Source organism: Idiomarina sp. ST10R2A5, assembly GCF_051842325.1.
GTDB classification, from domain to species: domain Bacteria; phylum Pseudomonadota; class Gammaproteobacteria; order Enterobacterales; family Alteromonadaceae; genus Idiomarina; species Idiomarina abyssalis.
The window spans coordinates 73,016-85,597 of the sequence record NZ_JBNIEX010000001.1; the positions used below are offsets into that span (position 1 = coordinate 73,016).

The following is a 12,582-nucleotide window of genomic DNA, read 5'->3' on the forward strand; positions in this document are numbered from 1 at the left end:
TTAACGCAACTCCTCTCTATCACGGAAGTAATCCAGTGCTTCTGGGTTTGCCAGAGCATCTGTGTTTTTAACAGGCTCACCGTGAACCACATTACGTACCGCTAATTCAACTATCTTACCGCTTATAGTACGGGGTATATCGTCAACCTGCAAAATTACAGCAGGAACGTGACGTGGAGTCGCGTTTGCACGAATGGTTTTTGCAATGGTTTGACGCAGCTCGTCGTTAAGCTCTATACCTTCTCTTAGCTTAACGAAAAGAACGACACGCTCGTCATCGTGATATTGCTGACCAATAGCGATACTTTCCAATACTTCATCAACTTTTTCTACCTGACGGTAAATTTCAGCAGTGCCAATACGCACGCCGCCAGGATTAAGAACCGCATCAGAGCGGCCGTAAATAATCACGCCATCGTTCTGAGTTAGCTCGGCGAAATCACCGTGGGCCCAGGTATTTTCAAAACGGGCAAAGTAGGCGTTGTAATAGCGCTCGCCGTCATCATCTCCCCAAAAGCTCACTGGCATGCAAGGGAAGGAATTTTCGCAGACAAGTTCGCCTTTTTCGCCACGAACCGGCTTGCCGTTATCGTCATAAACATTCACGGCTAAACCAAGCCCGCGGCACTGCAATTCACCACGGTAGACAGGCAGAATAGGGCAGCCAAGGGCAAAACAAGAAACAATGTCAGTACCACCCGATATAGACGAAAGACAAAGGTCTTTTTTAATGTCGCGATATACGTAATCAAAGCTTTCTGGCGGTAGTACAGAACCGGTTGTTAAGATACTGCGCAGTTTTTCCAGGTTGTGACTTTCTCTTGGTTTAACGTCGGCTTTTTCAAGTGCCGCTAAGTATTTTGCGCTGGTACCAAATACGGTAATGCCTTCTTCGTCTGCAACGTCCCATAAAAATTCAGGTTCCGGTGCAAAAGGAGAGCCATCAAATAAGGTGAGGGTAGCGCCAACAGCTAAACCGCTGACTAACCAGTTCCACATCATCCAGCCACAGGTGGTGAAATAGAATAGGTTATCGTCACGGTCTAAGTCGGTATGCAGGCCGTGCTCTTTTACATGCTGCAATAGCGTGCCACCGGTACCGTGAACAATACATTTAGGTACGCCCGTGGTGCCAGATGAAAACATAATATAGAGCGGATCATTAAAATTACGAGGAACAAAGTCTATTTGTGTTTGTTCGGCATCGCCAAAATCATTCCAGGCAAAAATATTTTCACCTTTAAGGCGGTCTTTTTGCTGACTGAAATTGACCACAACGGTGGCTTCAATGCTTTTTATTTCTTTTATAATATCCGCGGTTTTGCTTTTTATGTTGAGGTTTTTGCCATTATAAAAATAGCCGTCAACGGTTATCAGTACTTTGGGTTCAATTTGACCAAAGCGGTCAAGCACGCCCTGAACACCAAAGTCCGGAGAGCAGGATGACCAGATAGCACCGATACTGGTAGTTGCCAGCATACCAATAATGGTTTCAATGCAATTGGGCATCATGGCAGCAACACGGTCACCAGCTTCGACTCCGCGTTGACGCAAGCCCGCGGCAAAGGCGGCCACTTCGTGGTTTAGTTCAGCATACGTGAGTTGTTGTCTTACGCCGTTTTCACCACGAAAAATAAGCGCAATGTGATCATCTTTATGGCGTAATAGGTTTTCAGCAAAGTTTAGTTTGGCTTCAGGAAACCATTTGGCACCCGGCATTTTTTCTTTATCGGTAACGACGGTAGAACCTTTTTCGCCAATAACATCAAAGTAGTCCCATACCATCGACCAGAAGCTTTCGTCGTTGTCGACCGACCACTGGTAAAGGTCATGATAATTGGCCAGTGCTACATTTTTTTCTGTATTCACCTGTTGCAGGAAATCCGTCATGCGGGCATTGGCAATGGTATCTGCTGACGGTTGCCACAATGCTTCTGAAGTCATGTTTAATCCCCTTGTTTTGCCAATTCTGCTATCGCGACTTGTGAACGGGGGCCATGCGCTAAATGCTGACAAATATCGGCCCCGGCTGCGATTAACTTGTCCAGATCAATACCGGTTTTAATTCCCATACCGTTTAGCATGTACACCACATCTTCGGTGGCAACGTTACCACTGGCACCTTTAGCGTAAGGGCATCCGCCTAAACCAGCAACGGCCGTATCAATAGTGGCAACGCCTAATGGAAGGCAAGCCATAATATTAGCTAAAGCCTGTCCGTAGGTATTGTGAAAGTGCAATGCAAGCTTTTCCATGGGCACTTTTTCGGCTACCGCAGCGAGCATTTCCTGTGCTTTTAAGGGGGTTCCGACACCTATGGTATCGCCAAGTGAAACCTCGTAGCAGCCCATGTCATAAAGTGCCTCAGCAACTTTGACAACATTTTCCAGCGGCACCTCACCCTGATAAGGACAACCTAAAACACAGGAAACATATCCCCGAACGGGGATGTTTTTTTCTTTGGCGGCTGCAATTACCGGCTTAAACCGCTCCAGCGATTCATCAATACTGCAGTTTATGTTTTTTTGTGTAAAGGCTTCCGACGCCGCACCGAATACGGCAACTTCGTCCATATTAGCCGCAACGGCTGCTTCAAAGCCTTTCACGTTGGGTGTTAAACCCGCGTAGGTGATGCCCGGGCGGCGCGTTATTTGTTCCATAACGGCACTGCTGTCGGCCATTTGTGGCACCCATTTAGGGCTCACAAAGCTGGCACTTTCAATGTAGGAAACGCCAGCATCAGCCAGCGCTTCAATCAAAGCAACTTTTGCATCGACAGAAACGGCCGTTTCATTTTGTAAGCCGTCACGCGGACCTACTTCGACGATCTTTATCTTGTCTGCAAGGGTCATTGTTACTCCGCTTCATTAACTGCTATAAGCTCGTCACCGTCACTGACTAAGTCACCAGCGGCGAAGAAAATGTCGGTCACCTCACCTTCATGCCCGGCGCGAATGGTGTATTCCATTTTCATGGCTTCCATGATGACAAGCGGTTGGTCTTTTTCAACAGTATCGCCTTTTTCTACCAGCACTTCCATGATGGTACCGTTCATTGGCGCAACATGGCCACCATGAGCGGCGTCATCGGAAAGGGTGTCTGCCACACGGTGCCGATGGAAAATGACAGGGCCGTTGTCAGTAAATACGGTAATTTGCTGATCATCGGCGCTGACATAACGATGATAACGCATACTGCCCGCAGTCAGCGTGAGCTTGTCGTCGGTTAAAGACGCCTGCCAGCGAATGCTTTCCTCATCAACTTTCTGCAGGAATTCGCCTGAGGCAGTTTCAATGAGCGATATCGCATAGGTTTCTTCGCCAAATTGCAGTGGAACTGTATGTGTAGCTGCTGAGTTCATTCTAAACGCATTACCACTTTGCCATGGTGAACTGCCACGTTGCTGCTGACGCTGACTAATATCAAATAAAGCGGCTTCGGTCGCAATTTGTTGATAATTCACTGAGCTATCGGGCAGCAGGTCTTCCTGATATTGCTGGATAAACTCTGTTGTCAGGTTGGTTTTCACAAATTCTGGGTGTGAAGCCAAACGATGCAAAAAGTCGACGTTCGTCGTCAGGCCGGTTAAACGGTACTCACGTAAGGCCTTTTGTAAGCGCAGCAGAGCACGAGTACGATCCGTGTCCCAGACAATCAGTTTCGCAATCATAGGGTCGTAGAAGGCGGAAATTTCATCGCCTTCTTCAATACCTGTATCAATGCGAACGCCGTTTTCTTCTGCCGGAGTGCGCAAGTGTTTAATGGTACCGGTGCAAGGTAAAAAATCGTTGTCCGGATCTTCTGCGTAAATACGTGCCTCAAACGCGTGACCGTTTACCTGAATGTCATTCTGAGCCAGAGGTAGTGGTTGGCCTGAGGCAACCAGGAGCTGCCATTCGACCAAGTCCTGCCCGGTGATCATTTCCGTCACCGGATGCTCAACCTGTAAGCGGGTGTTCATTTCCATGAAGTAGAATTCACCACTTTGGTCAAACAGAAACTCAACCGTACCGGCGCCAACGTAGTCTATTGCCTGAGCGGCGCGAATGGCGGCTTCACCCATTTCGGTGCGCGTTTTTTCGGTTAATGCCGGAGCCGGAGCCTCTTCAAGCACTTTCTGGTGACGACGCTGTACCGAACAATCGCGCTCTGCCAAATAAACAGCGTTACCGTGTTCATCGGTAAACACCTGAATTTCTACGTGGCGAGGGTTACGAATAAAACGCTCCATCAGCATTTTATCGTTACCGAAAGAGGACTTAGCTTCGCGTTTCGCCGAATTCAGAGCTTCATCAAATTCGCCCATGTTTTCGACCACACGCATACCTTTACCACCGCCGCCGTACGCCGCTTTCAGCAGTAGCGGAAAGCCGACTTTTTCAGCTTCTGCTTTTAAGGTTTCGATGTCTTGCTCGCTACCATGATAACCCGGAACCAGTGGAACGCCGGCGTCCTGCATAATAGATTTAGCCGCGCTCTTAGAGCCCATAGCAGCAATGGACGATACCGGCGGGCCAACAAAGATAATGTCATTAGCCTGACATTGGTCAGCGAAGTCTTCATTTTCCGAAAGAAAACCATAACCGGGGTGAATAGCTTCGGCACCGGTTTGTTTAGCCGCAGCAATGATTTTGTCGCCCCGGAGGTAACTTTCAGTACTTGCTGCCGGACCAATATGTACAGCCTGATCGGCCAGTTTAACGTGGCGCGATTTGCGGTCGGCGTCAGAGAATACCGCTACGGTGCGAATTCCCATTTTTTTAGCTGTGGCAATAATACGACAGGCAATTTCACCACGGTTCGCAATCAATAATGTTTTGATCATAATGAGACCTGTTGTTAACTCTGTTTAAGCCAGGCGGCGGGGCGTTTTTCAAGAAACGCACTGAGGCCTTCCTGACCTTCGTCCGACACGCGAATTTCGGCAATGGCTTTAATGGTGTGTTCACGTACGCCTTTATCGATTGGTCGTGAACCGACATTGCGAATCAGTTTCTTACAGGCACCTACCGCTTGTGGACTGTTCGCTAAAAGCGCTTCCAAAAGTTTGTTCAGGGGCTCATCGAAGTCTTCAACAACGTCATTAACTAAGCCCAGTTCCTGCGCTTTATCGGCAAAGAAACGTTCTGCTGTCAGCATATAGCGACGCGACTGGCGCTCGCCAATGGTGCGGACAACATAAGGACTGATAACGGCAGGAATCAGTCCAATTTTCACTTCACTCAAACAAAAGCTACTGCGCGGTTGCGCCAGTACAATGTCACAGCAGGCAGCAAGGCCTACGGCACCGCCGAAAGCGGCACCCTGGACTAAAGCAATGCTGGGCTTGCTGAGCAAGTCCAGACGCTCCATTAAAAGCCCAAGCTCTCCGGCGTCATCAACGTTTTGTTGGTAGTTTTTATCAGCCATGGAGCGCATCCAGTTGAGATCAGCCCCAGCTGAGAAGTTTTTGCCTTCTGAGCGAAGTACCAGCACGCGCGCGCTATCACTTTCCTCAACTTCTGTTAATGCCTTCAGGAGTTCCGCAATCATCACATCGTCAAAAGCGTTGTGAACATCCGGGCGGTTTAACGTCAGCGTCGCAACGCCTTGGCTGTTGATATCAAGCTCTGTGTATTTTGCCATGATTAACAACCTCCGATTACATGCGGAAGACGCCGAAACGGCTGTCTTCAATCGGTGCATTTAATGAAGCAGCAAGGCTTAGTGCCAGAACTTCGCGTGTTTGTGCCGGGTCAATAATGCCGTCGTCCCATAAGCGGGCAGACGCATAATACGGATGACCTTGTTTCTCGTACTGCTCAACAATCGGCTTTTTCAGCGCTTGTTCTTTTTCTTCACTCAGGTTTTCGCCTTTACGGGCTAAATTATCTTTGGTGACCTGCGCCATAACGCCTGCAGCTTGCTCACCACCCATTACCGAGATACGGGCATTTGGCCACATGAACATCATGGTCGGGTCATAAGCGCGGCCACACATGCCGTAGTTACCGGCGCCATAGCTACCACCAATTAAGACGGTAAACTTAGGAACTTTCGCACAGGAAACGGCCATAACCATTTTCGCGCCGTGTTTGGCAATGCCTTCGGCTTCGTACTTTTTACCGACCATAAAGCCGGTAATGTTTTGTAAGAACACCAGTGGAATTTTACGTTGCGCACAAAGCTCAATGAAGTGAGCACCTTTTTGTGCTGACTCGGAGAACAAGATGCCGTTATTCGCGACAATACCAACGGGGTAGCCGTCAATGCGGGCAAAACCCGTCACCAGCGTATTACCGTAGTTGGCTTTAAATTCATCAAAGTCAGAATCATCAACAATGCGTGCAATCACTTCGTGGACGTCATAAGGCTTGCGCAGGTCGGTACCGACAATGCCGTACAGCTCTTTTGCGTCGTAACGCGGTGGTTTTGATGGTTGACGATCCAGCTTAGTTGGCTCGCCTCGGTTAAGGCGTGCTACCGAGCGGCGTGCTAAAGCTAAAGCATGCTCATCGTTGTGAGCAAAATGGTCGGCAACACCGGAAATACGTGTGTGCACGTCGGCGCCGCCAAGCTCTTCGGCTGAAACTTCTTCACCCGTTGCCGCTTTAACCAAAGGTGGACCTGCCAGGAATATGGTGCCTTGCTCTTTAACAATAACGCTTTCATCCGCCATCGCGGGTACGTACGCACCGCCAGCAGTACAAAGGCCCATAACCACCGCAATTTGAGGAATGCCTTTGGCTGACATATTCGCCTGATTAAAGAAAATGCGGCCAAAGTGCTCTTTGTCAGGGAATACTTCGTCCTGACGGGGCAGGTTGGCACCGCCAGAGTCCACCAGGTAAATACAGGGCAAGTGACAACGCTCGGCAATTTCCTGAGCGCGCAAGTGCTTCTTCACGGTCAGCGGGTAGTAGGTGCCGCCTTTCACAGTGGCATCGTTGGCGATGATCATGCACTCAGTGCCTTCAACCTGACCTATGCCAGCGACAACGCCGGCAGCAGGAACGTAATCTTCATAGCATTCCCAGGCGGCAAACTGGCCAATTTCTAAAAATGGCGAGCCAGCGTCCAGCAACTTATTAATACGGTCACGAGGCAGTAATTTACCACGGGATAAGTGGCGCTCCTGATACTTAGGACCACCGCCCTGATGAATCTTTGTCGCTTTTTCTTGCAAGTCGTTAACGACGTCCTGCATAGACTCACTGTTAGCCGCAAATTGTGCATCGCGGGTGTTGATTTTACTGGATAAAATCGCCACGGCGTTGCCTCCTTATTATTTTGATTCAGTGAACAGTTCGCGACCAATAAGCATACGACGAATTTCCGACGTACCGGCACCGATTTCATAAAGCTTCGCGTCGCGCAGCAGGCGGCCTGTCGGATACTCGTTAATGTAGCCGTTACCACCTAATAACTGTATAGCGTCCAGCGCAAGCTGAGTCGCTAATTCGGCTGCGTAAAGAATTGCGCCTGCGGCGTCTTTACGGGTAGTTTCACCACGGTCACAAGATTGAGCCACTGCGTAAACGTAAGCACGCGCGGCATTAGTGCGAGTGTACATATCAGCAACTTTGCCCTGAATCAGCTGGAATTCGCCGATCTCTTTACCGAACTGTTTGCGATCGTGAATATAAGGTACGCAAGTATCAAGGCAGGCCTGCATAATGCCTAAAGGGCCAGCAGCAAGAACAGCGCGCTCGTAATCAAGGCCGCTCATCAACACTTTAACGCCTTCGTTAAGTTCGCCCAGAATGTTCTCTGCAGGCACTTCGACATCTTCAAACACCAGTTCACAGGTGTTTGAACCACGCATACCAAGTTTGTCGAGCTTTTGTGCCTGGCTGAACCCTGGCGTGTCTTTTTCAACAATAAAAGCGGTGATACCACGAGAGTTCTTTTCGGGTTCGGTTTTTGCGTAAATAACAAAGACGTTCGCTTCAGGACCGTTTGTGATCCACATTTTGTTGCCGTTCAGAATGTATTTATCGCCTTTTTTATCGGCGCGTAGTTTCATACTGACAACGTCAGAGCCGGCGTTAGGTTCACTCATTGCTAAGGCACCAACGTGTTCACCAGTACATAACTTAGGTAAGTATTTTTGCTTCTGTTCTTCATTACCGTTGCGATGAATCTGGTTCACACACAAATTGGAGTGTGCCCCATAGCTCAGGCCAACAGAGGCTGATGCACGGCTAATTTCTTCCATAGCGATAACGTGCTCAAGGTAGCCCATGCCAGAACCACCATACTCTTCGGCAACGGTTAAACCGAGCAGACCCATATCGCCAAGCTTGCGCCATAAGTCGCTGGGAAACTCATTTTTCTCATCGATTTCAGCGGCGCGAGGGGCAATTTCGTCACGCGCAAAGGCATTAACTTGCTCACGGATCATGTCGGCTGTTTCGCCGAGCCCAAAGTTAAAGGTGGTGTATTGACTGATCATAACGACTCCTGAGAATGAACTTCTGAAACTGATGAGCTAATGGTCTTAAGCTCGTCCTGACAACGTTGCTCAAGACCGCTTAACTCGGTCAGTAACACATTAATATCTTCCATCTGTTGTTTGAGCGAGAGCTTTTTCTCACCGATGAGCTCAAGTACTTTTTGTAACTGCGCCGCGCTGCTGTTATCTGCATCGTACAACTCAAATAAACGGCCGGTTTCAGCCAGAGAAAAGCCCAGCCGTTTACCGCGTAGAATCAGCTTTAAACGAACCCGGTCTTTATTGGTGTAAATGCGCTGTTGGCCCTGGCGTCTGGGAGAGAGCAGACCTTCGTCTTCGTAAAAACGAATGCTGCGAGTGGTAATGTCAAATTGTTTTGCCAGTTCACCAATACTGTAAGTTACTTTATTGTCCATCGGTACTTGCTTTTTGGTTGCTCTGGGATCTAAGCTTAGAGGAAGTTTACGTTAACGTAAAGTGCATTTGGAGGAAAGATGTCAAGCGATTCCATCGTGATTGTGGCGGCCAACCGTACGCCAATGGGCGGTTTTCAGGGTTGTCTGAGTGAAGTTTCTGCTCCTAATTTGGGTGCAGTAGCCATTAAGGCAGCACTGAGTAACAGCGGTTTGAAAGCCGATGATATTTCGGAAGTTATCATGGGTAATGTTTTGCCGGCAGGCTTAGGTCAGGCTCCGGCTCGTCAGGCGATGCTTTATGCTGACTTACCTCGTTCGACCGGCGCTACAACGATAAACAAGGTTTGTGGCTCGGGCCTAAAAGCCGCGATGATGGCTCATGACTTAATCAAAGCCGGTTCTGCTGACGTTGTACTGGCGGGCGGTATGGAAAGCATGTCCAACGCGCCGTATATGCTACCTAAAGGTCGCAGCGGCTATCGCATGGGGCATGGACAAGTGCTGGATCACATGATGTTCGACGGCCTTGAAGATGCTTACGAGAATAAAGCCATGGGAAGCTACGCGCAAAGTACTGCTGATGAGTACGGTATTGATCGTGAAGCAATGGATGAATTTGCGATTCATTCTTTAACCAAAGCGCAGACAGCCATTAAAGACGGCTTGTTTAAAGATGAAATTACAGCGGTGACTTACTCAACTCGTAAAGGTGAAGTTACCGTAGATACCGATGAACAGCCGGGTAAAGCACGACTGGATAAAATTCCTCAGTTACGTGCGGCGTTCAAAAAAGACGGTACTATCACCGCGGCTAACTCAAGCTCTATTTCTGACGGTGCTGCGGCGCTTATCTTAATGCGTGAAAGCGAAGCAAAAGCCAAAGGTATGCAGCCGTTGGCCCGGGTGATGGGTCACACAACGCACTCGCAGGCACCGTCTGAATTCACTATTGCACCTATTGGCGCAATGAATTCATTGTTGAGCAAGCTGGACTGGACAAAAGACGACGTCGATTTATGGGAAATTAACGAAGCCTTTGCCATGGTAACCATGCTGGCAATTCAGGAAATGAAACTGGATGCGAGCAAAGTGAATGTGCATGGCGGAGCTTGCGCGTTAGGGCATCCTATTGGCGCAAGCGGTGCACGTTTGCTGGTAACGCTGTTGCACGCCTTAAAACAAAAAGGCCAGAAACGAGGCATTACTTCGTTGTGTATCGGTGGCGGCGAAGCTGTCGCTCTGGCTGTGGAAATGATGTAGTCGGGCTTTGCCGGTATAGGCTAGCCTGCGGGTTTCAGCTTTTGAACCCGCCCGGCTAGCCAAACGGCAAGCACTATGATCAAAGCACCAATGCTTAAACGGGTGTAGTCAAAGGACTGTTCCCAGAATAAGACATTAACCAGAATTCCGGCGGGAATTAAGGCATTGTTCATAGTGGCAAGCTGTCCGGTGTTGACCCATTTACTGGCAAGGTTCCAGCCAAGGTAACCAAGGCCTGAGGCGACAATACCAAGCCACAGTAAAATGCCCCACTGGAGGTTAGTTGCAGGCATCATGTTTAGGTCAGCAAAAAGCAAAACACCCAGGCCGGCAATAACACTGGCACCAAAGAAAAACGCAGCAAACTGCTGACTTTGTGCCAACGTCTTACCGGTCGGTAAACGTTTATAAGCAACTTGACCTAAGGCAAAGCAAGCATTAGCTGCCTGAATTAAAAAGAAACCAGTGATGAAATCATCCGACAGCGGTTGATACCGAATTATGGCAGCGCCGCAAACGGACACTGCCGCAGCAATCCACCATAAAAGAGGTAAATGCTTGCGGTTAAGTATGAGTTCGTCAATGAGGGTTATGTAGAGCGGTGTAAAAATAGTGAACAAAAGCACTTCGGCAACGCTCAAATACAAAAACGCATGGTAAAGAAACAAATACATGGCGCCAATTTGTATAGCGCCAATAACGGCCAGTTTAGCCAGTTGAGGTAGCTGCCCACTTTTGGGAGACAAATGCCGCCAACGAAATAACGGTAACACGGTTATCAGTGCTAAAATCATGCGGATAAACACAACAATATAACCGTCAACCTGGCCGGCAAGATAAACGCCGATTAGCGAAAAACTGGCGGCCCAAAGTAAAGTAATCAGAATTAAGAGGGTCACGTTAAGGCTCACTTAACTAAATTTAGCTCATCAATAGATGACAAAATAACACAATAAGAAGGTGAATTATGTCTAAGAAAGTGCCTCTGTATATAGATGGCGAATTTGTCGCCTCGAAGTCAGAACAGTGGATTCCTGTCACCAATCCTGCGACACAGGAAGTTATCGCACAAGTGCCAGTTGCTACCCAGAGTGAAATGGAAGCAGCGGTTGAGAGTGCACGCGAAGCTTTTAAAACCTGGAAAGAAGTGCCTGTTTCTGAACGCGCTCGTGTCATGATGCGTTATCAGGCCTTGTTAAAAGAACATCAGGAAGAAATAGCAGAAACTCTGGCGCAGGAAACCGGCAAAACTTTTGAAGATGCAAAAGGTGACGTCTGGCGTGGTATAGAAGTGGTTGAACACGCAGCCAATATTCCTTCGTTATTAATGGGTGAAACTGTTGAAAACGTTGCCCGTAAAATTGATTCTTACAGCTACACTCAGCCACTTGGGGTTTGCGCAGGTATTACGCCATTTAACTTTCCGGCCATGATCCCACTGTGGATGTTCCCGCTGGCAATTGCTTGTGGTAACACCTTTATTCTTAAACCTTCTGAGCAAGATCCATTAACGCCAAATCGTTTGGTGGAATTATTTGAACAAGCTGGCGCGCCTAAAGGTGTGTTGCAGGTCTTGCATGGCAATAAAGATCAGGTTGATTTTCTGCTGGATCATCCAGCCGTTCGTGCCTTGTCATTCGTTGGTTCTGTGCCGGTTGCAGAGTACATCTACCGTCGTGGTACAGAAAATGGTAAGCGCGTACAGGCCTTTGCTGGTGCGAAAAACCATTGCGTTATTATGCCAGATGCCAATAAACAGCAAGTGATCAACAACATGGTTGGTTCTTCTGTTGGTGCAGCGGGTCAACGTTGTATGGCGATTTCTGTCGCAGTATTTGTTGGTGCGGCAAAAGAGTGGATTCCTGAAATTGCTGAAGCCATTGCGAAAGTTCGTCCGGGCGCATGGAATGATGAAAATGCCGCTTATGGTCCGGTTATTAGCCCACAAGCAAAAGAGCGCGTTGAAGCTTTGATTACTCAGGGTGAAAAAGAAGGCGCGAAATTGTTGGTTGATGGTCGTAATTGCAAAGTTGATGGCCTGCCAAACGGTAATTGGGTTGGTCCAACAGTATTCTCTAACGTAACGCCGGATATGGAAATCTACAAAACGGAAATTTTCGGTCCGGTATTGTGCGCCACGGAAGTAGACAGCTTAGAAGACGCTTTAGAGCTGGTTAACAACAACCCATACGGTAATGGTACGTCTATCTTTACTGCAAGCGGTGCAGCAGCGCGTAAATACCAGCACGAAGTTGAAGTGGGTCAGGTAGGAATTAACATCCCAATTCCGGTACCACTGCCGTTCTTCTCATTTACCGGCTGGAAGCGTTCATTCTTTGGTGATCTTCATGCTTATGGTAAGCAGGGCGTTCGTTTTTACAGTGAAACGAAGACAGTAACGGCGCGTTGGTTTGAGAGCGATCTGGAAGATCCAGCCGGCCCTAACATGTCAATTAACCTAAGGTAGTAGGG

At 48.4% G+C, this 12,582-nt stretch carries 10 protein-coding genes; 2 read left to right on the plus strand and 8 right to left on the minus strand.

Going from position 1 to position 12,582, the window contains the following annotated elements; translation table 11 throughout:
- From ACP7FG_RS00340 to ACP7FG_RS00370, 7 genes are read right to left on the minus strand one after another with little or no spacing between them, the layout of a single operon-like run.
- The gene (locus ACP7FG_RS00340; protein WP_439225189.1) at window positions 1-1,944 is read right to left on the minus strand and encodes an acetoacetate--CoA ligase; all 1,944 of its coding nucleotides are present in this window, start codon (window positions 1,942-1,944) and stop codon (window positions 1-3) included.
- Between the two features lie 2 nt (window positions 1,945-1,946).
- Complete coding sequence (locus ACP7FG_RS00345) at window positions 1,947-2,852, minus strand: hydroxymethylglutaryl-CoA lyase (protein ID WP_439225190.1); 906 nt, start codon at window positions 2,850-2,852, stop codon at window positions 1,947-1,949.
- A gap of 2 nt (window positions 2,853-2,854) precedes the next feature.
- A complete protein-coding gene (locus tag ACP7FG_RS00350) occupies window positions 2,855-4,825 on the minus strand; it encodes an acetyl/propionyl/methylcrotonyl-CoA carboxylase subunit alpha (protein WP_278354604.1) in 1,971 nt (656 codons plus the stop codon).
- Window positions 4,826-4,839: 14 nt separating this feature from the next.
- Window positions 4,840-5,625 carry an enoyl-CoA hydratase/isomerase family protein gene (locus ACP7FG_RS00355; RefSeq protein ID WP_439225191.1) on the minus strand — a complete coding sequence of 262 codons (786 nt, stop codon included), beginning with the start codon at window positions 5,623-5,625 and terminating at the stop codon, window positions 4,840-4,842.
- A 16-nt stretch (window positions 5,626-5,641) separates the two neighbouring features.
- On the minus strand, window positions 5,642-7,249 hold the full coding sequence (locus ACP7FG_RS00360) for a carboxyl transferase domain-containing protein (RefSeq protein WP_439225192.1): 1,608 nt from the start codon (window positions 7,247-7,249) through the stop codon (window positions 5,642-5,644).
- Window positions 7,250-7,264: 15 nt separating this feature from the next.
- The gene (locus ACP7FG_RS00365; RefSeq protein WP_199494901.1) at window positions 7,265-8,434 is read right to left on the minus strand and encodes an isovaleryl-CoA dehydrogenase; all 1,170 of its coding nucleotides are present in this window, start codon (window positions 8,432-8,434) and stop codon (window positions 7,265-7,267) included.
- Window positions 8,431-8,850 (minus strand): MerR family transcriptional regulator, encoded by a 420-nt coding sequence (locus tag ACP7FG_RS00370; RefSeq protein WP_054488207.1) that lies wholly within the window; start codon window positions 8,848-8,850, stop codon window positions 8,431-8,433. Before ACP7FG_RS00370 ends, ACP7FG_RS00365 begins: the two co-directional genes overlap by 4 nt.
- A gap of 78 nt (window positions 8,851-8,928) precedes the next feature.
- On the opposite strand from ACP7FG_RS00370, the gene ACP7FG_RS00375 reads away from it, so the two are divergent.
- Window positions 8,929-10,110 (plus strand): acetyl-CoA C-acyltransferase, encoded by a 1,182-nt coding sequence (locus ACP7FG_RS00375; protein WP_439225193.1) that lies wholly within the window; start codon window positions 8,929-8,931, stop codon window positions 10,108-10,110.
- A gap of 20 nt (window positions 10,111-10,130) precedes the next feature.
- On the opposite strand, the gene ACP7FG_RS00380 is transcribed toward ACP7FG_RS00375, so the two are convergent.
- Entirely contained in the window at window positions 10,131-11,009 is an 879-nt protein-coding gene (locus ACP7FG_RS00380; protein ID WP_199494899.1) for an EamA family transporter, read from the minus strand.
- A 68-nt stretch (window positions 11,010-11,077) separates the two neighbouring features.
- Here ACP7FG_RS00380 and ACP7FG_RS00385 point away from each other — a divergent pair, with 68 nt between their 5' ends.
- Window positions 11,078-12,577 (plus strand): CoA-acylating methylmalonate-semialdehyde dehydrogenase, encoded by a 1,500-nt coding sequence (locus ACP7FG_RS00385; protein WP_054488204.1) that lies wholly within the window; start codon window positions 11,078-11,080, stop codon window positions 12,575-12,577.
- Window positions 12,578-12,582 lie beyond the last annotated feature (5 nt).